Origin of the sequence: Burkholderia sp. BCC0044 (assembly GCF_902832955.1) — a bacterium.
GTDB lineage: Bacteria > Pseudomonadota > Gammaproteobacteria > Burkholderiales > Burkholderiaceae > Burkholderia.
Genome location: NZ_CADFDO010000001.1, coordinates 913084 through 939192, shown reverse-complemented (window position 1 = coordinate 939192; position 26109 = coordinate 913084). Strand labels below are relative to the sequence as shown.

21 protein-coding genes are annotated in these 26109 nt (G+C 68.0%); 17 read left to right on the top strand and 4 right to left on the bottom strand.

What is annotated here, in order from left to right; genetic code table 11:
• Positions 1-3: 3 nt before the first annotated feature.
• The 5 genes from HWX14_RS04205 (at position 4) to HWX14_RS04185 (ending at position 5330) form a co-directional block, all read left to right on the top strand.
• Positions 4-915 carry a sugar phosphate isomerase/epimerase gene (locus HWX14_RS04205; RefSeq protein WP_175881659.1) on the top strand — a complete coding sequence of 304 codons (912 nt, stop codon included), beginning with the start codon at positions 4-6 and terminating at the stop codon, positions 913-915.
• Between the two features lie 74 nt (positions 916-989).
• Positions 990-2003 carry a Gfo/Idh/MocA family oxidoreductase gene (locus HWX14_RS04200; RefSeq protein ID WP_175881658.1) on the top strand — a complete coding sequence of 338 codons (1014 nt, stop codon included), beginning with the start codon at positions 990-992 and terminating at the stop codon, positions 2001-2003.
• 39 nt (positions 2004-2042) lie between these two features.
• On the top strand, positions 2043-2969 hold the full coding sequence (locus tag HWX14_RS04195; protein WP_175881657.1) for a TIM barrel protein: 927 nt from the start codon (positions 2043-2045) through the stop codon (positions 2967-2969).
• 32 nt (positions 2970-3001) lie between these two features.
• On the top strand, positions 3002-4174 hold the full coding sequence (locus HWX14_RS04190; RefSeq protein ID WP_175881656.1) for a Gfo/Idh/MocA family oxidoreductase: 1173 nt from the start codon (positions 3002-3004) through the stop codon (positions 4172-4174).
• 271 nt (positions 4175-4445) lie between these two features.
• Entirely contained in the window at positions 4446-5330 is an 885-nt protein-coding gene (locus tag HWX14_RS04185) for a MurR/RpiR family transcriptional regulator (RefSeq protein ID WP_175881655.1), read from the top strand.
• A 57-nt stretch (positions 5331-5387) separates the two neighbouring features.
• On the opposite strand, the gene HWX14_RS04180 is transcribed toward HWX14_RS04185, so the two are convergent.
• On the bottom strand, positions 5388-6908 hold the full coding sequence (locus HWX14_RS04180) for a CoA-acylating methylmalonate-semialdehyde dehydrogenase (RefSeq protein ID WP_175881654.1): 1521 nt from the start codon (positions 6906-6908) through the stop codon (positions 5388-5390).
• A gap of 110 nt (positions 6909-7018) precedes the next feature.
• Here HWX14_RS04180 and HWX14_RS04175 point away from each other — a divergent pair, with 110 nt between their 5' ends.
• From HWX14_RS04175 to HWX14_RS04145, 7 genes are all read left to right on the top strand, one after another.
• Complete coding sequence (locus tag HWX14_RS04175; RefSeq protein WP_175881653.1) at positions 7019-7954, top strand: LysR family transcriptional regulator; 936 nt, start codon at positions 7019-7021, stop codon at positions 7952-7954.
• A gap of 117 nt (positions 7955-8071) precedes the next feature.
• The gene (locus tag HWX14_RS04170) at positions 8072-8299 is read left to right on the top strand and encodes a sulfurtransferase TusA family protein (protein ID WP_059505660.1); all 228 of its coding nucleotides are present in this window, start codon (positions 8072-8074) and stop codon (positions 8297-8299) included.
• A 265-nt stretch (positions 8300-8564) separates the two neighbouring features.
• The gene (locus HWX14_RS04165; RefSeq protein WP_175881652.1) at positions 8565-8999 is read left to right on the top strand and encodes a peptidase; all 435 of its coding nucleotides are present in this window, start codon (positions 8565-8567) and stop codon (positions 8997-8999) included.
• Positions 9000-9266: 267 nt separating this feature from the next.
• A complete protein-coding gene (locus tag HWX14_RS04160; protein ID WP_006490421.1) occupies positions 9267-9971 on the top strand; it encodes a response regulator transcription factor in 705 nt (234 codons plus the stop codon).
• The gene (locus HWX14_RS04155; protein WP_175881651.1) at positions 9968-11329 is read left to right on the top strand and encodes a FecR domain-containing protein; all 1362 of its coding nucleotides are present in this window, start codon (positions 9968-9970) and stop codon (positions 11327-11329) included. The genes HWX14_RS04160 and HWX14_RS04155 overlap by 4 nt, the downstream gene beginning before the upstream one ends.
• Before the next feature lie 10 nt (positions 11330-11339).
• Entirely contained in the window at positions 11340-13727 is a 2388-nt protein-coding gene (locus HWX14_RS04150) for a CHASE2 domain-containing protein (protein WP_175881650.1), read from the top strand.
• A gap of 37 nt (positions 13728-13764) precedes the next feature.
• Positions 13765-14379 (top strand): DUF4136 domain-containing protein, encoded by a 615-nt coding sequence (locus HWX14_RS04145; protein ID WP_175881649.1) that lies wholly within the window; start codon positions 13765-13767, stop codon positions 14377-14379.
• A 52-nt stretch (positions 14380-14431) separates the two neighbouring features.
• On the opposite strand, the gene galU is transcribed toward HWX14_RS04145, so the two are convergent.
• Complete coding sequence (galU, locus tag HWX14_RS04140) at positions 14432-15316, bottom strand: UTP--glucose-1-phosphate uridylyltransferase GalU (protein ID WP_050017561.1); 885 nt, start codon at positions 15314-15316, stop codon at positions 14432-14434.
• Between the two features lie 87 nt (positions 15317-15403).
• The gene (locus tag HWX14_RS04135; RefSeq protein ID WP_175881648.1) at positions 15404-18271 is read right to left on the bottom strand and encodes a valine--tRNA ligase; all 2868 of its coding nucleotides are present in this window, start codon (positions 18269-18271) and stop codon (positions 15404-15406) included.
• Positions 18272-18486: 215 nt separating this feature from the next.
• Between HWX14_RS04135 and HWX14_RS04130 the strand changes: the two genes are divergently transcribed.
• The 4 genes from HWX14_RS04130 to HWX14_RS04115 all read left to right on the top strand — a co-directional run bounded on the left by HWX14_RS04130 (position 18487) and on the right by HWX14_RS04115 (position 22704).
• Complete coding sequence (locus HWX14_RS04130) at positions 18487-18981, top strand: type VI secretion system amidase effector protein Tae4 (protein WP_175881647.1); 495 nt, start codon at positions 18487-18489, stop codon at positions 18979-18981.
• Positions 18978-19403 carry a type VI secretion system amidase immunity protein Tai4 gene (locus tag HWX14_RS04125; RefSeq protein ID WP_175881646.1) on the top strand — a complete coding sequence of 142 codons (426 nt, stop codon included), beginning with the start codon at positions 18978-18980 and terminating at the stop codon, positions 19401-19403. Before HWX14_RS04130 ends, HWX14_RS04125 begins: the two co-directional genes overlap by 4 nt.
• A gap of 143 nt (positions 19404-19546) precedes the next feature.
• On the top strand, positions 19547-21910 hold the full coding sequence (locus tag HWX14_RS04120) for a UvrD-helicase domain-containing protein (protein WP_175881645.1): 2364 nt from the start codon (positions 19547-19549) through the stop codon (positions 21908-21910).
• Positions 21907-22704 carry a 5'-methylthioadenosine/adenosylhomocysteine nucleosidase gene (locus tag HWX14_RS04115; RefSeq protein WP_175881644.1) on the top strand — a complete coding sequence of 266 codons (798 nt, stop codon included), beginning with the start codon at positions 21907-21909 and terminating at the stop codon, positions 22702-22704. Before HWX14_RS04120 ends, HWX14_RS04115 begins: the two co-directional genes overlap by 4 nt.
• Positions 22705-22778: 74 nt before the next feature.
• Here HWX14_RS04115 and HWX14_RS04110 read toward each other — a convergent pair whose 3' ends face one another.
• Positions 22779-24014, bottom strand: coding sequence for an MFS transporter (locus HWX14_RS04110; protein WP_175881643.1), 1236 nt, complete (start codon positions 24012-24014; stop codon positions 22779-22781).
• A 406-nt stretch (positions 24015-24420) separates the two neighbouring features.
• Here HWX14_RS04110 and HWX14_RS04105 point away from each other — a divergent pair, with 406 nt between their 5' ends.
• Positions 24421-26097, top strand: coding sequence for a methyl-accepting chemotaxis protein (locus HWX14_RS04105; protein WP_175881642.1), 1677 nt, complete (start codon positions 24421-24423; stop codon positions 26095-26097).
• Positions 26098-26109: the final 12 nt, after the last annotated feature.

Genomic DNA, 26109 nt, shown 5'->3' with positions numbered 1-26109 from the left:
AAGATGAAGATCGCTCTGGATCCCTACATGATTCGCCACCTGCCGCTCGATCGCCTGCCGCACGCGGTGGCCGAGCTCGGCTACGACCAGATCGAGCTGTCTCCGCGCAGCGATTTTCTCGACTGGTGGGTGATGCCGCGCGCGACCCGCGAACGCATGGCCGCGTTCCGCCAGGCGATGCGCGCGAGCGGCGTCGGTCTCGCGTCGCTGCAGCCGATGTACCGCTGGGCGAGCCCGTTCGACGACGAGCGGCAATGGGCCGTGCGCTGCTGGAAGAAGGCGATCGAGGTGGCAGTGGAGATGGAGTGCCCGTTGATGGTGTCGGAGTTCGGGCGCGGCGCGTCGCCGGAGCGCTCGGTCGGCGAGCGGCCGGGCGCGAACCCGAAGGAGCTGTGCGAGGCCGCGTGGTTCCGCTCGATGGACGAGCTGCTGCCGATCCTCGAGCGCGAGCGCATCGTGCTGTCGGTCGAGCCGCATCCGGAGGACTGGATCGAGCAACTGCAGCCGGCGATCGACATCGTGACCAATATCGATTCGCCGTCGCTGAAGCTGTCGTATATCGCGCCGCACACGTTCTACTACGGCGACGACATGGCCGCGATGATCGCGCAGGCCGCGCCGATCCTCGCGCACGTGCGCGTGGCCGACACGTTCGACCACCGCAAGAGCAGCCAGCTGCGCTACATCGTGAACCCGCCCGGCTCGAACCAGATCCGCGTGCACCAGCATCTCGACATCGGGCAGGGCGAGATCGACTGGGACGTGTTTTTCCGCGCGCTCGGCGCGGCCGGCTTCGACGGCGTGATGTCGTCGTGCGTGTTCGCGTGGGAAGACCGCGCGGAAGCGTCGTCGCGCTACATGCGCGACGCGATCCAGCGCTACGTCGATCGCCATTTCGATCGCACCGGGCGCTGACCGGCTGATGACCGATTGTTGACCGGCGCGGCACGGGCCGCGCCGCTGATGAACGAACGACTGGAGACAACTGCATGACCTTGCAAATCGGCGTGATCGGCTGCGGCGCGATCGGCCAGGACCACATTCGCAGACTGACCCGCACGCTGTCCGGCGCGCGCGTCGTGGCCGTCAACGACATCGATCCGCAGCAGGCGCGCGACGCGGTGACGAAGTACGGGCTCGACGCCGAGATCTACGGCGACGGCCACGAAGTGGTCGCGGCCGCCGACGTGCAGGCCGTGCTCGTCACGTCGTGGGGGCCGACGCACGAAGCGTTCGTGCTCGACGCGATCGCGCACGGCAAGCCGGTGTTCTGCGAGAAGCCGCTCGCCGTCACCGCCGACGGCTGCATGCGGATCGTCGAAGCCGAAGTCGCGCACGGCAAGCGGCTCGTGCAGGTCGGCTTCATGCGGCCGTACGACGAAGGCTATCGCGCGCTCAAGCGCGTGATCGACAGCGGCGAAATCGGCGCGCCGCTGATGCTGCATTGCGCGCACCGCAACCAGTCGGTCGGCGAGCGCTACACGACCGACATGGCGATCACCGACACGCTGATCCACGAACTCGACGTGCTGCGCTGGCTGCTGGGCGAGGACTACGCGAGCGCGCAGGTCGTCTATCCGAAGAAGACGCGCCATGCGTCCGCGCATCTCGCCGATCCGCAGATCGTGCTGCTCGAAACCGCAAGCGGCGTGCGCATCGACGTCGAGATCTTCGTGAATTGCCAGTACGGCTACGACATCCAGTGCGAGGTGGTCGGCGAGCAGGGCATCGCGAAGCTGCCCGATCCGCCGGCCGTCGGGCTCAAGCAGGCAGCGCGGCAGTCGGTCGAGATCATGACCGACTGGAAGGAGCGCTTCATCGCGTCGTACGACGTCGAGCTGCAGGCGTTCATCGACGGCGTGCGGCAGGGCGCGCTGACCGGCCCGTCCGCGTGGGACGGCTACGCGGCGGCGGTCGCGGCCGACGCATGCGTGCGCGCACAGAAGAGCGGCGCGGTCGAGCCGATCGCGATGGCCGAGCGTCCCGCGTTCTATCGCGGCTGACCCGTGGCCGCCTGCCACTTACTTGCCGGACCGACCGACATGACGATGAAGATTGGCTGCGCACCGTGCTGCTGGGGCGTCGACGACGTGAATAACCCGCACCTGCCGCCGTGGCGGCACGTGCTCGCCGAGGCCGCTCAGGCCGGCTACTCGGGGATCGAGCTCGGGCCGTACGGCTACATCCCGCTCGAGCTCGACGTGGTGAGCGCCGAGCTCGACCGCCAGCGTCTGAGCATCACGGCCGGCACGATCTTCGACGATCTCGTGTCGCCGGAGAACCTGCCGAACCTGCTGCGCCAGACGCGCGACATCTGCGCGCTGATCACGCGGTTGCCGAAGCTGCCGACGCAGGACGGCCAGCGCTACGCGGCGCCGTACCTGGTCGTGATGGACTGGGGCCACGAGGAACGCGACTACGCGGCCGGTCACGGCGATCGCGCGCCGCGGCTGTCCGACGAGCGCTGGGCGCGGATGGTCGACCATATCCGGCAGATCGCCACCATCGCGCGCGACGAGTTCGGCGTGCGCGCGGTAATCCATCCGCATGCGGGCGGCTACATCGAATTTGCGGACGAGATCGACCGGATCGTCGCCGACATCGAGGCCGATACGGCCGGCCTGTGTCTCGATACCGGCCACCTGTACTACTCGGGCATGGACCCCGAAACGTGGTTGCGCCGCCATGCGGCACGGCTCGACTACGTGCACTTCAAGGACATCGACGCGGCCGTGTACGACGCGGTGATGGGCGAGCACATCGCGTTCTTCGCGGCCTGCGCGCGCGGCGTGATGTGCCCGATCGGCACCGGCGTGCTCGACTACCCGGCGATCCGCCGCGCGCTCGTCGACATCGGCTATGCCGGCTACATCACGATCGAACAGGAGCGTGACCCGCGCAACGCCGGCACGAGCCTGCGCGACGTCGCGGCGAGCCGCGCGTTTCTCGCGTCGGCCGGTTTTGCATGACCCCCAGAACCCGCACCAGGAACACCACCATCATGATTGACGGACAGATTCTGCTTGGACATTCGATTCGCTGGGGCATGGTCGGCGGCGGCCTCGGCAGCCAGATCGGCTACAGCCACCGGTCGGCCGCGCTGCGCGACGGCAGCTTCCAGCTGGTCGCCGGCGCATTCGACATCGATCCCGAGCGCGGCCGCCAGTTCGGCGTGAAGCTCGGCGTCGCGGCCGAGCGCTGCTATCCCGACTACGCGACGATGTTCGACGCCGAGGCGCGTCGCCCGGACGGCATCCGCGCGGTGTCGATCGCGACGCCGAACAATACGCACTTCGAGATCTGCCGCGCCGCGCTGAACGCGGGGCTGCACGTGGTCTGCGAGAAGCCGCTGTGCTTCACGACCGAGGAGGCCGAGGCGCTGCAGCGCCTGTCGGTCGAGAAGAACCGGATCGTCGGCGTCGCGTACGGCTACTCGGGACACCAGATGATCGAGCAGGCGCGCGAGATGATCGCGCGCGGCGACCTCGGCGAGATCCGCATCGTGCAGATGCAGTTCGCGCACGGCTTTCACAGCGAGGGCGTCGAGGCCGCGAGCGCGGCTGCGCGCTGGCGCGTCGATCCGAAGTTCGCGGGCCCAAGCTACGTGTTGGGCGACATCGGCACGCATCCGCTGTACATCTCCGAGGTGATGGCGCCGGAGCTGAAGATCCGGCGGCTGATGTGTTCGCGGCAGAGCTTCGTGAAGAGCCGCGCACCGCTCGAGGACAACGCATTCACGATCATGGAATACGACACCGGCGCGATCGGCTATGTGTGGTCGAGCGCAGTGAACGCCGGCTCGATGCACGGGCAGAAGGTGCGCGTGATCGGTTCGAAGGCGAGCATCGAATGGTGGGATGAACACCCGAACCAGTTGCGCTACGAAATCCAGGGGCAGCCCGCGCAGGTGCTCGATCGCGGGATGCCATACCTGCATCCGCACGCATTGCGCGAAGACCGCATCGGCGCCGGGCATCCGGAAGGGTTGTTCGAAGCGTGGTCGAACCTGTACGCGCGCTTCGCGCTCGCGATGGACGCCGCCGATCGCGGCGACGCCGCGGCGGTGAAGGCGATCCGTATTCCGGACGTGCACGCGGGTGTCGAGGGCGTGCGCTGGGTCGAGAACTGCGTGCGTTCGGCCGACGCGGGCAGCGTGTGGGTCGACTATCGTTGAACGGGGAGGCCGGCTGCGCCGCGCTTCGCCGCGGCGGCCGGCCTCGGTACACACCCTGATCTTTACGACGCCGCGAGAGCGTTGGACAATCGCTCCCAGTCTTGCCGTGGAGCGTATGCAAGCGATGATCGAGCGCGTGGGAGCGAGCGGGCGGCGCGGGCCGTACCGCAAACGTGATTAAATTCGCCCTTCATGCATGTATCCAGTCGAGCCCCGGGCCGCGCCGGCCAGCCACGCGCGCGCATCGGGGCCGTCAACTTCGCGCTATCCGATGAGTTCATCCGAGAAACCTCCCGCCACCGTCGAGGCGTTCCTGCAGCACCTGACGCAGGAGTACGACGGCCTCAGTAATCGCCTGAAGGTGATTGCGCGCCACGTGGAAACGCATCGGGACCAGCTTGGGCTGGAAGGCATCCAGTCGCTCGCGGAGGCCTGCGGCGTCCAGCCGTCGGCCGTCGTGCGCTTCGCGAAGCACTTCGGCTTCTCCGGCTTCTCCGAGATGCAGCGGCTGTTCCGCGAAGGGCTCGCGCAGCAGATCGCGCCGGGCCGTGCGTACAACCTGCGCGTGCGCGACGTGATCGAATCGGGTTCGTCGAGCTTGCAACCGGAACAGATCGCCGACGAATTCATCAAGGGCAGCATCGCCGGGATGCAGCAGTTGCGGCAGACGCTCGATTCGCAGGCGCTCGCGCAGGCCGTCGACCTGCTCGCCGATACGCAGGCGATCTGGATCGCCGGGTCGCGGCGCGCGTTTCCGATCGCCGTGTATCTGGACTATGCGCTGCAGCACACCGACAAGCGCATCGGGCTGTTCAGCGCGCTCGGCAGCATGCATCTCGGCCAGATCCGGTCGGTGCGCAAGGGCGACGTGATGATCGCGATCTCGTTCATGCCGTATGCGGACGAGACGATACAGGTCGCGCAGCAGGCCGCGCAGCGCGGCGCACGCCTGATCGCGATCACCGACAGCCGGATGAGCCCGCTCGCGCGGGAGGCGGAAGTGACGCTGATGGTGCAGGACAGCGCGACGTTCGGCTTTCGCGCGCTGACGGCCACGATGGGCCTCGCGCAGAGCCTGTTCGTCGCGCTCGCGTACCGGCTCGAGCTGTCGTACCTGCCGACCGCCGACGGCGCGCACGGCACGAAAGCCGGTTGATCTCGACGACGGGTGCGCCGCCCGCCGAACGGATCGGCGGGCGGCGCACCGGCCGGCTTACTTCGCGGTCGGCATCGCGAACTCCGCGCCCTTGCCGATGCTCGACGACCAGCGCTGCATCACCGACTTCTGGCGCGTGTAGAAGCGCACGCCTTCCTCGCCGTACGCGTGCATGTCGCCGAACAGGCTCTTTTTCCAGCCGCCGAAGCCGTGCCACGCCATCGGCACCGGGATCGGCACGTTGATGCCGACCATGCCGACCTGGATGCGCCGCGCGAATTCGCGCGCGATGCCGCCGTCGCTCGTGAAGCACGACACGCCGTTGCCGAACTCGTGCGCGTTGATCAGGTCGACCGCTTCGCCGAAGTCCTTCACACGCACGCAGCCGAGCACCGGCCCGAAGATTTCTTCCTTGTAGATCCGCATGTCGGGGCGCACGTGATCGAACAGCGTGCCGCCGGTGAAGAAGCCGGCCTCGCGGCCCGGCACGCGCAGCCCGCGGCCGTCGACCACCAGTTGCGCGCCTTCGTTCACGCCTTGCTCGATATAGCCTTCGATGCGCTTGAGCGCTTCGCCGGTGACGATCGGGCCCATCTCGACTTCCGGCGACATCCCGTCGCCGATCACCAGCTTGCGTGCGCGCTCGGCCACCGCCGGCACGATCTTGTCGGCCACGTCGCCGACCAGCACCGCGATGCTGATCGCCATGCAGCGCTCGCCGGCCGAGCCGTACGCGGCGCCGATCAGCGCGTCGACCGCCTGCTCGATGTTCGCGTCGGGCATCACGACGAGATGGTTCTTCGCGCCGCCGAGCGCCTGCACGCGCTTGCCCGACTGCACCGCGCGCTGCTGCACGTAGGCCGCGATCGGCGTCGAGCCGACGAAGCTGACGGCCTGCACGTCCGGGTGGTCGAGCAGTGCATCGACCGCGCCCTTGTCGCCCTGCACGACGTTGAACACGCCGGCCGGGAGGCCGGCCTGCGTGAGCAGGTCGGCGATGAACAGCGCGGCCGACGGGTCGCGCTCGCTCGGCTTCAGCACGAACGTGTTGCCGGTCGCGAGCGCGACCGGGAACATCCAGCACGGCACCATGCACGGGAAGTTGAACGGCGTGATGCCCGCGACGACGCCGAGCGGCTGGCGCAGCGTCCAGTTGTCGATGCCGGTGCTGACCTGGTCGGTGAAGTCGCCCTTCAGCAGTTGCGGCACGCCGCACGCGAATTCGATGATGTCGATGCCGCGCGCGACCTCGCCCTGCGCGTCGGAGAACACCTTGCCGTGCTCGGCCGTGATGATCGCCGCCAGCGTGTCGCGGTGCTCGTTCATCAATTGCAGGAAGCGGTGCAGCACGCGCGCGCGGCGGATCGGCGGCGTGTCGGCCCAGGCCGGGAACGCGGCGTGAGCCGACGCGACGGCCCGTTCGACTTCGTCGTTGCCGGCCAGCGACACGCGGCGCACCGCGCGGCCGAGCGACGGGTTGAGGACGTCCTGGAAGCGGCCGCTGCGGCCGGCGACGGGCGCGCCGTCGATGTAGTGGCCGACGTCGGCGTCGGACGTGTACGCGGGAACCGTGGTCATGCGTGTCTCCTGGGGATAAGAGCGGAACAGCGCCTAGTCTAGGGAAACCGGCAGGGCGGGAGAAGGCCGCGAAACTTGATTCACTGTTCAGAATTCTGAATAATCGGTGGATGAATCAGCAAAATGTCCAGGCGCTCTGGCCGCATATCCATTCGCTGACGGTGCTGGCCGCGGCGGGCAGTTTCACGGCTGCCGCGCAGCGGCTCGGCATCAGCAAGGCCGCGATGAGCCAGCGCATCGCCGATCTCGAGAAGGCGGCCGGCGTGCCGCTCGTGCGCCGCACCACGCGCAGCGTGCGGCTCACCGATGCGGGCCAGACGCTCGTCGACAGCACGCGCGACGCGTTCGAATCGATCGGCCAGCACTTCGCGCGCGTGAAGGATCTCGCCGGCGAGCCGCGCGGGCTGCTGCGCCTGACGGTGCCGGTCGCGCTGGGGCGCCAGCAGGTCGTGCCGCACCTGCCCGATTTCCTGCGCCAGCATCCGGCCGTACAGATCGAGCTCGACCTGTCGGACCGCCTGCATTCGCTCACGCAGGAAGGCTTCGACCTCGCGATCCGCCATACGACCACCGCGCCGCAGACCCACGTCGCCTGGAAGCTGTGCGACACGCGTTCGCTGCTGGTCGCGAGCCGCGACTATCTCGACGCGCGCGGCGCGCCGCGCCACCCGAGCGAGCTCGTCGATCACAGCTGCCTGTGCTACCTGCGCGACAACGAGCCGGCCGCGTGGAGCTTCGAGCCGGACGGCCGCCGGCGCCAGCGCGTGAGCGTGCCGGTGCGCGGCAGTTTCGCGGCGAACAACAGCGAGGCGATGCGCGAGGCCGCGCTCGGCGGGCTCGGCATCGCGCTGCTGCCCGATTTCAGCGCGCGGCGCGATCTCGATGCCGGCCGGCTCGTCGCGCTGCTCGACGGCTGGCGGCCGTCGGGCGCGTTCGGCGACCACATTTTCGCGATCCGCCCGTACAGCCCGGTCGTGCCGAGCGCGGTGCGCGCGCTCGTGCGGCACCTGCGCGAACGGCTGGCAGGCGGCTTCTCCGGCGCGTGAGCCGGGCGCCGGCCGGCGCCGGGCCGTGGGCGGCCCGGGCACGCGCGGCGGCGCTGCGGTAAAATCGCGGCTTCCTCCCGCGCCGTGTGTGGCGCGTCATTCGAAGGTCGACAGCCGATGCAGATTCACAAGGAAGTGGACGCGCGCGGGCTCAATTGCCCGTTGCCGATCCTGCGTGCCAAGAAAGCGCTTGCCGATATGGAAAGCGGGCAGATCCTCAAGGTGCTCGCGACCGATCCGGGCTCGCAGCGCGATTTCGCCGCGTTCGCGAAGCAGACGGGCAACGAGATCGTCGAATCGACGACCCAGGACAAGATCTTCGTATTCCTGATGCGCCGCCGCTGAAGGCGCGCATCGCACGTCCCGCCGCGCCCGGCGTCCGTCCGGCCGCATCTGGCCGCATCTGGCCGGCCGCCTCCAGCCGGGCACCCCAGCCGACCGCCCCTAGCCGGGCGCCCCTCTCTGACAATTCTTAAACCTCGTTGCGTGACCGGCTGCGTATACTGACCCGGCCGGTCGTCCGCTCCCAGCGGAGGCGCCGGCCACGGTACGTCGCACGGCGGGCTCGGGGGCCATGCCTGATGCTACCGTCGTACAACGGGGAGAGGACATGTCCTTCAGACCAGGGACCCTTCGAAGTCCGTCCGGAGCGGAAAGCATCGCGCCCGTGCGCACCTCGGAATTGAGCCGGATCGAGCTCGATCCGCAACAGGACCGCCACGCGCGTGCCGCGCTGGAGGCCTATGCGGATTCGGCCGCAGCCGAGATGCCGTGGCTGGCCGAATGGCTGGACGAACGGCTGCGCGACGCCGCGCGGGACGACGGCGCGGGCCCGACCTACTGCGGTGCGACGATCGAACGCGTGTTCGATCTGGCGCAGGCATGGGCGGCGGGCCAGCCCGACTACGCGGCCAGCGCGTGGGAGCGCGTGCGCGACCAGCTGCAGCGGATGCTGGCGCAGCCGCCGCTGTCGGAGCGGCCGTCGCCACGCATGCCCACAGACGATTTTGCCGAGCCGGTGGCCGGCATCGCGGGCGCCGAATAGGCGTCCGGTTGCGCAACAGAAAGGATTATTCGAAGAAAGGGCGACAGTCCGCGCAATTTCTTGGCGAATTTCATACTACTATGATGAAATCGCCGGTTCGTCCGTGCCCCGTTTTTGAGATATTAAGCCGGGCTCGCCGGTTTGCGCAGGAGGCGCGAGCGGCGAACGACGGCTCGCCGGTCGGCATCCGGCGCCGCGTGCAGTCTGCGCGGCCGGGGGCGGGCGCGGGAGCCGAATGGACGAATCGACTTCGATTTGCGGGGTGCTATGAGAATTGCTGTACTGGATGACGATCCGGCCCAGACGGATTTCGTCAGTCAAACGCTGACGGCCGTCGGCCACACGTGCTATGCGTTCAAGGAAGGCAAGGCCCTGAAGAAGCGCCTGCAGCGCGAGACGTTCGACCTGCTGGTGCTCGACTGGAACGTGCCCGACATGTCCGGCGAGGAAGTGCTCAAGTGGGTGCGCGCCAACCAGACCGAGCACAGCCTGCCGATCATCTTCATGACGAGCCGCGACGACGAGGCGGGGATCACGCAGATCCTCAACGCCGGCGCCGACGATTACGTGGTCAAGCCCGTGTCGGGCCCGATCCTGCGCGCGCGCATCGGTTCGCTGCTGCGCCGCGCGTATCCGGTCAACGCCGAGGCGACCGTCCGCGAATTCGACCAGTTCCGTTTCGACGTGAACCTGAAGCAGGCGTACGTCGGCGACAAGGCCGTGAGCCTCACGCAAAAGGAATTCGAGCTCGCGCTGCTGCTGTTCCAGCATCTCGACCGGCCGCTGTCGCGCGCGCACATCCTCGACCTCGTATGGAAGCAGGCGACCGACATTCCGTCGCGCACGATGGATACGCACATTTCGATGCTGCGCACCAAGCTCGGCCTGCGACCCGAGAACGGCTACCGTCTCGCGCCGATCTACGGGTACGGCTACCGGCTCGAACGGGTCGGCCAGGGGGAACCGGAGTGACCACGCGAATCACGCAGCGCACGGCGAGCCTGTGCACGGCGGCGCTGCGCGCGGCCTGCGCGGTCGCGTTCGCGTTCGCCGCGCAGCAGGCCGCGGCGCAGCCGCCCGCCGCCGCGGGCAGGACGGTCGTCTATCGCACGCAGGCGGGCGACACGCTGTACGACGTCGCCGCGCGCTACCTGCAGGGCGCGGACGACTGGCAACTGCTCCAGCAGATCAATGGCGTGCCCGCGCCGAAGCGCCTGCAGCCCGGTATTGCACTGAAGCTGCCGGTCGCGCGCCTGCGCAAGGAAAAGCTCACCGCACACGTGATCGCGGTGCAGGGCACGGCCGAGCGCGCGTCCGGCGCAGCCTTCGCGCCGCTCGCGAACGATGCGACGCTCGCCGAAGGCGACCGCGTGCGCACCGGCGCGAACGGTTTCGTGACGATCGAGCTGGCCGACGGCACGCACATGAGCCTGCCGCCGGACAGTCAGCTCGACCTGAAGTCGCTGCGCCGCACGGTGCTGACCGGCGCGCTCGATCGCGAGTTCGAACTCACGCGCGGCTCGGTCGACAGCGAAGTCACCCACCTGAAGAAACGCGACGACCGCTTCCAGATCCGTTCGCCGTCGGTCGTGGCCGGCGTGCGCGGCACGCGCTTTCGCGTGAACTACGACGCGGCCGGCACGGCGTCGACGCGCGTCGAAGTGCTCGACGGCACCGTCGGCGTCGCGGGCGGCCGGCAGTCGGCCGACGCGACGCTCGTGCATGCGAACTTCGGCAGCGTCGCGACGTCGTCCGGCGCGGTCGGCGCGCCCGTCCAGCTGCTGGGCGCACCCGCGCTCGCGCATCCCGACAAGGTGCAGGACGAGCCCGACGTCGCATTCGACCTCGTACCGCTCGCGCAGGCGCAAGCGTATCGCGTGCAGCTCGCGCACGACGCGGGGCTGCTCGACCTGTTCCGCGAAACGCGCACCGATTCGCCGCGCGCGGTGTTCCGCGACGTGCCGAACGGCAACTACTTCGTACGGGTCGCCGCGATCGATACGAATGGTCTCGAGGGGCTGCCGCGCACCTATGCGTTCGAACGCCGCGTGATGGGGCTCGACGCGAGCGCGTCGCAGGGCGCCGGCGGTTACGAGTTCCGCTGGTCGCCGAACGGGGCGGGCAAGAACGCGCGTTACCGGTTCGTGCTGTCGCGCTCGAAGGACCTGAGCGCGCCGGTCGTCGACCAGGTCGGCCTGCACGCGCGCCAGATCACCGTCGCGCACCTGCCGCCGGGCGACTATTTCTGGGCCGTGATCGTCGAGGAATTCGAAGGCGGCAAGTTCTACGAGAAGACCAGTCCGGTCAGCGCGTTCACGTTGTCGCGCTGACCCGCGGCGCATGAAACCCGACTCCGTTTCTCCGCGGCGGCGCCTCGGCCGCCGCTTCCTGATCGAATGGATCGCGATCGGCTGCCTCGGGGTCGCGGTGATCCTCGCGTGCGCGCTCGGCCGCCTGTCGTCGAGCGTCGACGGGTTGATCTACGACCGGCTGCTGATGCTGCGCAGCCTGCCGCTGTCGCCCGACGTGGTCGTCGTCGACATCGACAACCAGAGCGTATCCGCGCTCGGCCGCTGGCCGTGGCCGCGCGACGTGCATGCGCGGCTGCTCGACACGCTCGCGCGCGCGCAGCCGGCCGCGGTCGTCTACGACGTGCTGTTTACCGAACCGTCGCCGGAGGATCGCGCGTTCGCGGACGCGATGAGCCGCGTGCCGACCTTCCTGCCGGTGCTGCTGAGCCCCGAGCAGGCGGACGGCACGCGATCGGTCGATCCGCCGGTCGCGGCGCTCGCGTCGCGCGCGACGGGGCTCGGCCATATCAACCTCGAAGTCGACCCCGACGGCATCGTGCGCAGCGTCGCGCTGTTCGAAAGCGACGGCCGCGTGCGCTGGCCGCAACTAATGGTGCCCGTGTATCGCGCGATCCAGGCCGGCCGGCTGCACCCGGTCGGCGGCGTGCCGGGCGCGAACGCGCACGACCTGTCGCGCGATGCGGCGGGCGAGGGGCGCTACCTGATTCCGTTCAGCCGCAACACGCCCGCGTATCCGACGCTGTCGTTCGACGACGTGCTCGAAGGGCGCGTGAAGCCCGACGCGCTGCGCGGCAAGATCGTCGTCGTCGGCGTGACGGCGTCCGGGCTGTACGATCGCTTCGCGACGCCGGTGTCCGGCGAGTTCGGCCCGCTGGCCGGCGTGTACATCCATGCGAACGTGCTCGACATGCTGGCGACCGGCAGTGCGATCTCGCCCGCGTCGCGCGCGGGGTTGTTCGCCGCGTCGCTGCTGCCGCTCGCCGTGTTGCTGGGCGGCTTCCTGATGCTGTCGCCGTGGCGCGCGCTGCTGCTGACGCTGAGTCTTGCCGCGCTCGCCGTCGTCGCGAGCCTGGCGCTGCTGTTCGAGGCGCGCATCTGGCTGACGCCGGCGCCCGCGATCTTCGGGCTGATCGCCGTCTACCCGATCTGGAACTGGCGGCGGCTGGAAATGACGATGTCGTACCTGCGCCGCGAGCTGCAGAAGCTCGCCGACGAGCCGCACCTGCTGCCCGAGGCGCCGCGCACGCGCAGCGTCGGCGGCGACGTGCTGGAGCGGCAGATGGCGCTGATGGCGCAGGCCGCGCAGCGCGTACAGGACATGAAGCGCTTCGTGTGGGACAGCCTCGACAGCATGCCCGAGCCGATCTTCGTGACCGACCTCGCCGGCACCGTGCTGATCGCGAACCACGCGGCGAAACGCTACGGGTCGCGGCTCGCGCTGCCGCTGCCGGAAGGGCGGCCGCTGCGCACCGCGCTCGGCGAGCTGACGTTCATGAAGACCGTCGACGGCAACACCGAGCACGACACGACGATCCGCGAGCACTGGCCGGCCGCGCTCGACCCGACGCTCGAGGCCGAGCATGACGCGATGGCGCGCGGCATCGAGGTGCGCGATCGCGACGGGCTCGACCATCTGCTACGCTACGCGGCGTGTACGAACGCGCAGGGCCGCGTGACCGGCTGGATCGCCGGCCTCGTCGACGTGACCGAGCTGCACGCGGCCGAGCGGCAGCGCGAGGAAGCGCTGCACCTGCTGTCGCACGACATGCGTTCGCCGCAGTCGTCGATCCTCGCACTGGTCGAGATCGAGCGCGACCGCGTCGAGAGCGACGCGATGCGCGGGCTGCTCGCGCGGATCGAGCGCTATGCGCACCGCGCGCTGTCGCTCGCCGACGAGTTCGTGCAGTTGGCGCGTGCGGAGTCGCAGGCGTACCAACTCGAGGCGACGAGCCTCGTCGACGTGCTGATCGACGCGAGCGACGAGGTGTGGCCGCAGGCGCAGGCGAAGCACATCCGCGTCGAGACCGACGTAGGCGCCGCCATGTGCTGGGTGCGCGCGGATCGTTCTCTGATCACGCGCGCATTCGTGAACCTGCTGAACAACGCGGTCAAATACAGTCCGTCCGACACGGTGATCACGTGTACGCTGACGGTCGAGCACGCATCGAAGCGGATGTTCTGTACGATTCGCGATCAGGGGTACGGCATTGCGCCGGAAGATCAGCGGCATCTGTTCGAGCGTTTCAAGCGATTCCATGCCGGCGAGCGGCCCGAAATCTCGGGTTCCGGGCTCGGCATGGCGTTCGTGAAGACGGTCGTCACGCGCCATGGGGGCAGCGTGTCGGTCGACAGCGAAGTGGGTGTCGGCACCGCGGTGACGGTGTCGCTGCCCGCGATCGACGAGCCGTCCGCCTGACAGGGCCGGGCGCGACGGCAGGCATTTGGGGAAAGCCATGAGAAAGGAATGGGCAGCGGCCGCGCTGGCGGCGTCGCTGTTGGCGGGTTGCGCCGGCGTGACGAGCGGCGTGAGTGCGGTCGGGCAGCCGAATGCATTTGCATCCGGCGCGCACGGTTACGATTTCGTGCGGACGGCCGCGCAGGCGGGCGATGCCGAGTACCGGCAGATCGAGACGCTCGTGCGCGACGAACTCGCGCGCCGCGGCTTCGATGCGCAGCCGCTCAAGGACGCGCGTTACCGGTTGTCGGTCGCGTATGCGACGCAGCCGGCGGCGGTCGCGGCGAGCGCCGCCGGCTGCGGCGCGGCGAGCAGCGCATGCGTGACGGTCGACGGGCCCGCGCCGCTCGCGGTGCCGTTCATGGGCCGCGTGTACCGCCACGTGCTGACGCTGCACTTCGTCGATGCGAAATCGGGCGCCGACGTCTATCGCGTGTCGGCGTCGCTGCGCGATCGCGATCCGGGCACGCAGCAGGCCGCGCCGGCGCTCGTGAAGAGCGCGCTGGCGAAGGTGCCGTTCGGCGATGGCAGCGGCTGGCTCGTCAAGACGAAAAAAGACGACGCGGGCGGCATGCCGGGCGTCGTCTCGGTGAAGCCGGCCGACGCACGCTGAAGCGCCGGCCGTGAGGTGAGGGCGGGCCCGCCGGGGCGCGCCCTTGCCGCGTTCAGACGGTCGGTTGTCCGCCGTCGCGCGTGCGCAGGTAGGTCTCGAACTCCGCACCGACTTCCGGGTGGCGCAGCGCGAATTCGACCGTCGCCTTCAGGTAGCCGAGCTTGCTGCCGCAATCGTAGCGCGTGCCCTGGTACTTGTAGGCCAGCACCTGTTCGTCGGCGAGCAGCGCCTGGATCGCGTCGGTGAGCTGCAGTTCGCCGCCCGCGCCGGGCTTCAGCGCGCGCAGGTGCTCGAAGATCCGCGGCTTCAGGATGTAGCGGCCGACCACGCCGAGGTTCGACGGCGCGACTTCCGGCGCCGGCTTCTCGACGATCGCCGACATCTTGACGATCGACTCTTCCCATTCCTTGCCGTCGACGATCCCGTACGACTTCGTCTCCGACGGCGGGATCTCTTCGACGCCGATCACCGAGCTGTGATAGTGGTCGAACACGTCGACCATCTGCTTCATCACCGGCGGGTTGCCGTCGAGCAGGTCGTCCGCGAGGATCACCGCGAACGGATTGTCGGCGACCAGCTTTTCCGCGCACAGCACCGCATGGCCGAGGCCGAGCGCTTCAGGCTGGCGCACGTAGAAGCAGTCGACGTGGCTCGGCTTGATGCTGCGCACCAGTTCGAGCAGCTTTTCCTTGCCGCGCGCCTCGAGTTCGGCCTCGACCTCGTACGACTTGTCGAAGTGGTCCTCGATCGCGCGCTTGCTGCGCCCGGTCACGAAGATCATCTCGGTGATGCCCGCCGCAATCGCTTCCTCGACCGCGTACTGGATCAGCGGCTTGTCGACGACCGGCAGCATTTCCTTCGGGCTCGCCTTCGTTGCCGGCAGGAACCGCGTGCCGAGGCCGGCCACGGGGAATACCGCCTTGGTGACTTTCAACATGATCGAACCTTTATTCCTGTAATCGACTTGTCAGACGGTCTATGTTCACGTTCGCATTATAGTGAACGCAAATGACCTTACCGTTTGTTACGCAGGCAACCGATCGAGCTGCGCACGCAGTTTTTCGAGCGTGCTCTGGAATTCGGCGACACGTTTTTGCTCCTGTTCGACCACGGCCGGCGGCGCTTTCGCGACGAACGCCTCGTTGCCGAGCTTCGCGTTGCACTTTGCGATCTCGCCCGTCAAGCGCGTGATTTCCTTCGACAGGCGCTCGCGTTCGGCCGCGACGTCGATTTCCACCTTCAGCACCAGCTTGTTCGGGCCGACGATCGCGATCGGCGCGCCGTGCGCTTCCTTGTCGAGCGCTGCTTCGTCCACGAGGATCTGCACGTCCGACAGGCGCGCGAGCGCCTGGACGTACGGCGCGAACGAGCGCAGGCGCTCGGCGTCGCCGGCGGCCAGCAGCGGCACCTTGGTGGCCGGCGACAGGTTCATCTCGCCGCGCAGGTTGCGGCACGCGTCGACGATCGCCTTCAGGTCGGCCGCCCATTGCTCGGATGCCTCGTCGAGCTTCTGCAGGTTCGCGACCGGGTACGCCTGCGTCATCAGCGACGCTTCGCCCTCGGCCTTGCCCTGCGGATAGCGGCCGGCGAGCGGCGCGACCTTCTGCCAGAGCGCCTCGGTGATGAACGGGATGACCGGGTGCGCGAGGCGCAGCACCGTTTCCAGCACGCGCAGCAGCGTGCGGCGCGTCGCGCGCTGCTGTTCCGGCGTGCCGTTCTGGATCTGCACCTTCGCGAGTTCGAGATACCAGTCGCAGTACTCGTCCCACACGAACTTGTAGATGCTGCTCGCGATGTTGTCGAAGCGGTAATCGGCGAAACCCTTCGCGATGTCGGCTTCGGTGCGCTGCAAGAGCGACACGATCCAGCGGTCGGCCGCCGAGAAGTCGAGGTAGCCGCCGGGGCCGCAGTCGCCCGCGCCGCAAACTTCCGGCTTGTCGGCGCCGCAGTCGTGGCCTTCGCAGTTCATCAGCACGAAGCGCGTCGCGTTCCACAGCTTGTTGCAGAAGTTGCGATAGCCTTCGCAGCGCGCGAGGTCGAAGTTCACGTTGCGGCCGAGCGTCGCCATCGACGCCATCGTGAAGCGCAGCGCGTCGGTGCCGAACGCGGGGATGCCGTCCGGGAATTCCTTGCGCGTCTTCTTCTCGATGGTCGCGGCCTGCTTCGGGTTCATCAGGCCCGTCGTGCGCTTTGCGACCAGCGCCTCGAGGTCGATGCCGTCGACGATGTCGATCGGGTCGAGCGTGTTGCCCTTGCTCTTCGACATCTTCTGGCCTTCCGCGTCGCGCACGAGGCCGTGCATGTAGACGGTATGGAACGGCACCTTGCCGGTGAAGTGCGTGGTCATCATCACCATCCGGGCGACCCAGAAGAAGATGATGTCGAAGCCGGTGACGAGCACCGACGACGGCAGGAAATGCTTCAGTTCGGGTGTCTCGTTCGGCCAGCCGAGCGACGAGAACGGCACGAGCGCCGACGAGAACCACGTGTCGAGCACGTCCTCGTCGCGCTTGAGCGCGCCCGTGTAACCCTTCGCGTCGGCCTGCGCGCGCGCCTCTTCCTCGTTGCGGGCGACGAACACCTCGCCGTTCTCGCCATACCACGCGGGAATCTGGTGGCCCCACCACAGCTGGCGCGAGATGCACCAGTCCTGGATGTTCTCGAGCCACTGGTAATAGGTGGTCGTCCAGTTTTCCGGGACGAACTTGATCTGGCCGTCGCGCACGACGTCGAGCGATACCTCGGTGATCGACTTGCCCGGATGGAACGTGCCTTCCGGCGCCGGCTTCGTCATCGCGACGAACCACTGGTCGGTCAGCAGCGGCTCGATCACGACGCCCGTGCGGTCGCCGCGCGGCACCATCAGCTTGTGCGGCTTCACCGAGTCGAGGAAGCCTTGCGCGTCGAGGTCGGCGACGATCGCCTTGCGCGCGTCGAAGCGGTCGAGGCCGCGATACTGCTCGGGGCCGTTGTCGTTGATCTTCGCGTCGAGCGTCAGGATCTCGATCGGCGCGAGCTTGTGGCGCAGGCCGACCTGGTAGTCGTTGAAGTCGTGCGCGGGCGTGACCTTCACGACGCCCGTGCCGAACTCGCGGTCGACGTAGTCGTCGGCGATCACCGGGATCTCGCGGCCCGTCAGCGGCAGCGTGACCAGCTTGCCGATCAGGTGCGCGTAGCGTTCGTCTTCCGGATGGACCATCAGCGCGACGTCGCCGAGCATCGTCTCGGGACGCGTGGTGGCGACCGTCAGCGAGCCCGAGCCGTCGACGAGCGGGTAGCGGATGTGCCACAGGTGGCCGTTTTCCTCTTCGCTGACGACTTCGAGGTCCGACACGGCGGTGAGCAGCACCGGATCCCAGTTGACGAGGCGCTTGCCGCGGTAGATCAGTCCTTGCTCATACAGCGTGACGAACACGTCGCGCACGGCGGCCGACATCTTGTCGTCCATCGTGAAGTATTCGCGCGACCAGTCGGTCGATGCGCCGAGGCGGCGCACCTGGTCGGTGATCGTCGAACCGGATTTCTGCTTCCATTCCCACACGCGCTCGACGAACTTCTCGCGGCCGAGGTCGTGGCGCGACACGCCCTGCGCGTCGAGCTGGCGTTCGACGACGATCTGCGTGGCGATGCCCGCGTGGTCGGTGCCGGGCACCCACAGCGTGTTCTCGCCGAGCATCCGGTGATAGCGGGCGAGGCCGTCCATGATCGTCTGGTTGAACGCGTGGCCCATGTGCAGCGTGCCCGTCACGTTCGGCGGCGGCAACTGGATCGCGAAATCGGGGCGGGACGGATCGAATGCCGGGGCGGCATAGCCGCGTTTTTCCCACTCCGGCCCCCATTGGGACTCGATGGTGTGGGGTTCGAAACTCTTCGCCAGCGTGTTGTCGCTCATGGTTGGAAATTTGCCGAAAAATGCTTGTTGGAGACTTGAACCGCTCATTATAAATCGCCAGGCGTCGAGTGAGCCGTTCGCGGCTTACAGTCAGGTTCGTACGTGTCCAATTGCTGACGCGTGTTGGGACGGCTAACTTGCGGGTCTGGCCGCGGGTTTGAGTCGGGCGTTGGCTCCTTGCCGCACCGGTCCGCCGCCAGGTAAGGAGAAATGGAGTGATACGACCGACATTTGCCGCGGCCTGGGCGGCGTCAACGAAGATCTACGATCCGGCCCGTTCGGGCGAGAGAGTGGCGCAGGTGATAGGGGGCAGCGTCGCTGCGCATATCCGGGATAAAAAGAACCCTTGGCGGAACACATGCGCGGTTCGTATGAGCTATATCCTGAATGAAGCTGGCGTAATCGTCCCGTCCATGTCGGGCAAGACCAGAGAAGGAGCCGATCGCCGGCACTATTTCTATCGTGTCAGAGATGTTGTCTCGTTTCTGAAAGTTGTTTGGGGCGCGCCTCAACTCATTGCCTATCCACCGAGCGGTGGGGGCTCACTGGCGGGGAAATGCGGTCTTATCCTTTTCGAGGTGCATGGATGGAGTGACGCCAGCGGGCATGCGACACTTTTCAATGGACGCAAGTGCTACGACGCTTGCTATTTCAACGAGCCGGAGGCGAACTATCGCACTAGCCGCGCTTATTTCTGGGCGCTCAAATGAACATTTTTCGGATGGTCTGCGCCGTCGCGCTATGTTCGGCACTGTCTGCCGAAGCAGCCGATTCCGTCATGGCCGTGCGGCGCACCAATGCGGAGAATTACAAGGACAGGGCGTTGGCGGCGTGCCTGTCGCTCGCTTACCGGGGATCGCCGGCAGGCGAGGATGCCGATATCACCAAGAGTGCGTTCCTGGAATGGACTTATTACGATGAGGATAAAGGCGATCGGGCGGTCGAGCAGCTTGCAGAACGCTATTTGCGCCGCGATTACGGCAATCCCGTGGAAGGTTACGCCGGGGCAAAATTTGCTCTGCTGAAATGCCTGGACCTGTATCACGGCCCCGAACTCGCCGAACAAGTTCGCCGGTATGTCCCTCATCCCGACTGGATCGGCGACAAACCTGCTGCCCCGCGCACGAAATAACGCTGGTTACGCGTGCCGAAGCCGTCGCCGGCGGGAAAGGCGGCCTTGTTGGGCCGCGATGCCACATCGGTCGGTCACGGTATCGCGCGCCGCCGACTTATAATGTCGGGTCCGCATTTTTCTCGCCCGTTAGCCGCCGCTCCATGCCCGATCTGCTCGCCAATCTGAACCCCGAACAACTCGCCGCCGTCACGTTGCCGAACGAACCGGCGCTGATCCTCGCAGGGGCGGGCAGCGGCAAGACCCGCGTGCTGATCACGCGCATCGCGTGGCTGATCCAGCAGGGCTATGCGTCGCCGCCCACCGTGCTCGCCGTCACCTTCACGAACAAGGCCGCGCGCGAGATGATGGCGCGCCTGTCGGCGATGATGCCGATCGACACGCGCGGGATGTGGATCGGCACGTTCCACGGCCTGTGCAACCGGATGCTGCGCACGCACTGGCGCGACGCCGGCCTGCCGCAGACCTTCCAGATCCTCGACACGGCCGACCAGCTGTCCGCGATCAAGCGGCTGATGAAGGCGGCGAACGTCGACGACGAAAAGTACCCGCCGAAGAACGTCCAGTACTTCATCAACAACGCGAAGGAGCAGGGGCTGCGCCCGGACAAGGTCGATGCGACCGACAACTTCAACCGCAAGTTCGTCGAGCTGTACCAGGCGTACGACCAGCAGTGCCAGCGCGAAGGCGTCGTCGATTTCCCCGAGCTGCTGCTGCGCTGCTACGAGCTGCTCGCGTACAACGCGCCGCTGCGCGCGCACTACCAGGCGCGCTTCCGGCACATCCTCGTCGACGAGTTCCAGGACACCAACAAGCTGCAGTACGCGTGGCTCAAGATGCTCGCGGGCGGCGAGAACGCGATCTTCGCGGTCGGCGACGACGACCAGTCGATCTACGCGTTCCGCGGCGCGAACGTCGGCAACATGCGCGACTTCGAAGACGAATTCCGCGTGCGCAACCTGATCAAGCTCGAGCAGAACTACCGGTCGCACGGCAACATCCTCGACGCGGCGAACCAGCTGATCTCGAACAACGCGCACCGCCTCGGCAAGAACCTGCGGACCGATGCCGGCCACGGCGAGCCGGTGCGCGTGTACGAAGCCAGCACCGATTCGCAGGAAGCCGGCTGGATCGTCGAGGAAATCCGCTCGCTGATCAACACCGGCATGGCGCGCAGCGAAGTGGCCGTCCTGTACCGCAGCAACGCGCAGTCGCGCTCGATCGAGCACACGCTGATGTCGTCGGGCATTCCGTACCGCGTGTACGGCGGCCTGCGCTTTTTCGAGCGGCAGGAAGTGAAGCACGCGCTCGCGTACCTGCGCCTGATCGACAACCCGAACGACGACACGGCATTCGCGCGCGTCGTGAACTTCCCGACCCGCGGGATCGGCGCGCGCTCGGTCGAGCAACTGGCCGACGCCGCGCGTCTGTACGGCTGCTCGATGGCCGCCGCGATTCCGTACGTGACCGGCAAGGCCGGCACGAGCCTCGGCGGGTTCGCGAACCTGATCGCGAAGATGCGCGCCGACACGCAGCACATGAACCTGCCCGACACCGTCGAGCACATCGTGCGCGCGAGCGGTCTCGCCGATTTCTACCAGGGCGAGCGCGAAGGCCAGGATCGCCTCGAAAACTTGCAGGAACTCGTGAACGCGGCCACCGCGTTCATCGCCGAGGAAGGCTACGGGCTCGACACGCCGGCCCGCTCGATCCCGCTGCGCGCGGGCGCGATCGCGGCGCCCGAGCTCGGCGCCGCGACGGACGATCCGGCGGTCGAGGTGCTCGATCCCGCATCGCCCGCCGACCCGGCACAGAACCCCGACACGATGACGCCGCTCGCCGGCTTCCTGTCGCATGCGTCGCTGGAGGCCGGCGACAACCAGGCGCAGGCCGGCCAGGACGCCGTGCAGCTGATGACCGTGCACGCGGCGAAGGGGCTCGAGTTCTCGGCCGTGTTCATCACCGGGCTCGAGGAAGGGCTGTTCCCGCACGAGAACAGCGTGCTCGAATCGGACGGCCTCGAGGAAGAGCGCCGGCTGATGTACGTCGCGATCACGCGCGCGAAGGAGCGGCTCTACCTGTCGTTCGCGCAAAGCCGGATGCTGCACGGCCAGACGCGCTACAACGTGCGCTCGCGCTTCTTCGACGAACTGCCGGAGCATGTGCTGAAGTGGCTCACGCCGAAGGTCGAGGCCGGGTCGCGCTGGGGCGGGCGTTCGGACAACGCCGGCTACGGGCGCGACTGGTTCGCACGGCCGGGCGGCGGCAGCCGCGAGCAGATCGTCGATGCGGCCGTGTCCGCGCCGCTGCCGGCGTTCGCGAACAAGCAGCGCGCGGCCGACACCGGCTTCCGGGTCGGCCAGCAGGTGTTCCATACGAAGTTCGGCGAAGGCACGGTCACCGCGCTCGAAGGCAACGGCACCGATGCGAAGGCGCAGGTGAAGTTCAAGCGCCACGGCGAGAAATGGCTCGCGCTCGCGGTCGCGAAACTGCAGGCGGTGGAATGATGGACGTCGACCTGATCGTGACGCCTGCCGCGCGTCCGCTCGGCATTCTGGCCGCGCTGCCCGAGGAACTCGGCGACCTGATCGCCGCGATGCGCGCCGACGGCGCGATGAAGACGGTCACGCTCGGCCGCCGCGACTATCACGTCGGCACCGTGCACGGCGCGGCCTGCGTCGTCACGCTCGCGCGGATCGGCAAGGTCGCGGCCGCCGCGACCGTCAGCGCGCTGATCCACGTGTTCGGCGTGTCGGGCGTGGTGTTCACCGGCGTCGCGGGCGGCGTGTCGCGCACGGTGCGAGTCGGCGACGTCGTCGTGGCCGATACGCTGCTGCAGCACGATCTCGACGCGTCGCCGCTCTTTCCGCGCTACGAGGTGCCGCTGCTCGGCATCACGCGTTTCGCGACCGACGCGGCGCTGACGGCCCGCCTGCGGGCCGCGTGCACGCTGTTCATCGACGAAGAGGGCGCGCAGTTCGCCGAGTGCTTCGGGCTCGCCGGCGCGGCGCTGCACGCGGGGCTCATCATCAGCGGCGACCGCTTCGTGTCGAGCGAGCAGGAAGTGCTCGCGCTGCGCGACGCGCTGCCGGACGCGCTCGCGGTCGAAATGGAAGGCGCGGCGATCGCGCAGGTGTGTGCGGAACACGACGTGCCGTTCGCGCTCGTGCGCACGATCTCCGATACGGCCGACGATCACGCGACGCAGTCGTTCTCGCACTTCCTGTCGGCGATCGCGAGCAGCTATTCGTCCGGCATCCTCAAGCGTTTCCTGACGCTGCATGCGACGACGGCGGCCTGACGCCGCCGCCGAACAATTCCCATTCGAACCAGACGACTGGCCGCGGCGCGCACGCCGCCGTGGCCGGCCGTTCGTCATGCCTTTTTGCGCCGGCTGCTTTCGAGGTTCGGCAGGAACACCGTCAGCACGCCGATCAGCGGGAGGAACGAGCACACCTTGTAGACGAACGGGATGCTCGTCGCGTCCGCGAGCTGGCCGAGCACGGCCGCGCCGACGCCGCCCAGGCCGAACGCGAAGCCGAAGAACAGCCCCGCGACCATCCCGACCTTGCCGGGCATCAGCTCCGTCGCATAGACGAGGATCGCGGCGAACGCCGACGCCAGCACGACGCCGATGATCACGGTCAGCACGCTCGTCCAGAACAGGTTCGCGTACGGCAGCAGCATCGTGAACGGCGCGACGCCGAGGATCGACACCCAGATCACGTACTTGCGGCCGATCCGGTCGCCGACGGGCCCGCCGATCAGCGTGCCGGCCGCCACCGCCGCGAGGAACACGAACAGGTGGATCTGCGCGGCCTGCACCGACAGGTGGAACTTGTCGATCAGGTAGAACGTGAAATAGCTGTTGATGCTCGCGAGGTAGAAGTACTTCGAGAACACGAGCAGCACCAGCACGCCGATCGCGCCCATCACGCGGCCGCGCGACAGCGTCGGGTGGCCGGTCGAGGCGGCCTTCTTCTTCATCGACGGATGCTTCTTGTACCAGTGGCCGATCTGCGTGAGCACGATCATCGCGACGAGCGCGGCCGCCGAGAACCACGCGATGCTGTGCTGGCCGTGCGGAATGATCACGAGCGCGGCGAGCAGCGGCCCGAGCGCCGAGCCCGCATTGCCGCCCACCTGGAACACCGACTGCGCGAGCCCGTGCTGGCCGCCCGACGCCATCCGCGCGACCCGCGACGATTCGGGATGGAACACCGACGAGCCGCAGCCGACGAGCGCGGCCGCTACCAGCAGCATCGGGAAATTCGGCGCAACCGACATCAGCAGCAGCCCCGCGAGCGTGAAGCCCATGCCGACCGGCAGCGAATACGGCTTCGGACGCTTGTCGGTATAGAGGCCGATGAGCGGCTGCAGCAGCGACGCGGTGATCTGGTACGTGAGCGTGATCAGGCCGATCTGCGCGAACGACAGCGCGAACTGGCTCTTGAGCATCGGGTAGATCGCGAGGATCAACGACTGGATCATGTCGTTGAGCATGTGCGAGAAGCTGATCGCGCCGAGCACCGGGTAGACGGTGCGGGCGACGGGCGGTGCGGACGGCTGGGCGGCGGCTGCGCCGGCTCCGGAATCGAGGCTGGTTTCCATGTGAGCTGAACGAGTTGAGGTGGCGGGCGCGCTCTGTTGGGGATCGGCGCGTGGTTGATTTGTTGATGCGTCAAAGAAGTGTAATGTGGCGTATCGAGAATGTCAGGCCAAGTTTTATCGCGAATCGGACATTCATCGGACGGATCGGCCGCTGCGTGCTTTTTTGGACGGGTATAACGCTGGCGGCGCGTCCGTCCTTCAGCGGCGGCCGCGCCGGAGCCGGGTGCGTGTTTTTCCGGACTCAAGAAACGGCGGTGGCGGCCGTAGAACGACCCAATGACAACACGCGCGCCGCGCCTGGCACCGGCTACCCGCCGGGCGGGCGCAGGACGCGCGGCATGGCCTGCCATCGCGGGACCGCCGGGACCGACCTTTCCGGCAGCGTGATCCATACGGGGATAGTTCGATGAAAGCAGCATCTTTGCATCCACAGCCCGGTGCGGCAGCCGCCGCACCCGACGTTGCCGCCGGTCGTGCCGCACGACGTGCGCGCGCGGCGCGGCGCGAGCGTCGGCCGTGGACCGTCAAGGCGACGTTGCGCGCCGCATTCGCGATTCTGCTGGTTGGCACGCTCGCGATCGGCGTGTTTTCGCTGTGGCAGATCAGCCGGCTGAACGCGTCGATCGCATCGGTCTACGAACAGGGCCACGTCGCGAGCCGGGCGGCGGCGGAAGTCCGCGCCGAGGTGCTGCGCGCGAGCCGCGCGCAGAAGATGCTGCTGACCGCGACGACCGCGAAGGAGCGCGACGAACTCGGCGCCGAGGTGAGCGCGGGGCTCGCGTCGATCGGCCAGGCGCTCGGCACGCTGCAGCGCTATGCGGATCCGGCCGATACCGGCGATTCGGCGCGGCTGCACGCATTCTCGACGGCGGTCGGCGCGTGGAGCACGCATCTGCGCGATTTCGTCACGCTGGTGCGCGCGCAGCCGCTCGACCTGTCGCAGATGAACTGGCAGGTCGGCACGCAGGACGTGTCGCTGCTGGTCGAAACCGGCAAGCTCGAAAAACTCGTCGCCGAACTCGTGAAGACGCGCGGCGAGAAGTCGAAGGCGACGCTCGATGCGTCCGCGACCATTTTTTCGTCGTCGTTCGCGATGATCGCGGCGATGACGGCCGCGTTGATCGTGCTGGCCGTCGTGATCGCCGAGCGCGTCGTGCGCCGCCTCGCGTCGCAGCTCGGCGGCGAGCCCGCGCTCGCGAAGGAGATTGCCGCGGACATCGCGCGCGGCGACCTGACGCGGCCGATCGCGCTCGGCCGGCACGACCGCGGCAGCATGGTGCGCGCGCTGGCCGAGATGCAGACGGGGCTCGCGGCCACCGTGGGCGAGATCGCGGTGAGCGCCGAGGCCATCGCGGCCGCGTCCGGCGAGATCTCGACCGGCAACCTCGACCTGTCGCGCCGCACCGAGCAGCAGGCCGTCGCGCTCGAGCGCACCGCGGCCAGCATGGAGCAGCTCACGTCGACCGTGCGGCAGAACGCGGAGAACGCGCGGCAGGCGAGCACGCTCGCGGCCAATGCGTCGGCGGTGGCGGAGACGGGCGGTGAGGTCGTCGGCCGCGTGGTCGCGACGATGAGCGAGATCGACGACAGCGCGAAGAACATCCGCGACATCATCGGCACGATCGAGGGGATCGCGTTCCAGACCAACATTCTCGCGTTGAACGCGGCGGTCGAGGCCGCACGCGCCGGCGAGCAGGGGCGCGGTTTCTCGGTGGTCGCCGGCGAGGTTCGGCTGCTCGCGCAACGCTCGGCGACCGCGGCCAAGGAGATCCGGGAACTGATCGGCGCGTCGGTCGAGCGCGTGGCGAACGGCGCGGCGCTCGCGCACGACGCGGGCCGCACGATGGGCGACGTGGTGCGCGCGGTCAAGCGCGTGACCGACATCATCGGCGAGATTTCGGCGGCGTCGGACGAGCAGAGCGCGGGGATCGACGAGATCGGCCGCGCGGTCACGCAGATGGATGCCGGCACGCAGCAGAACGCGGCGCTCGTCGAACAGGCGGCCGCTGCCGCGAACGCGCTCGACGAGCAGGCCCAGGCACTGAAGGCGCTGGTCGGGCGTTTCCGTATCGCCGCGGCCTGAGCGTGCCGCGCG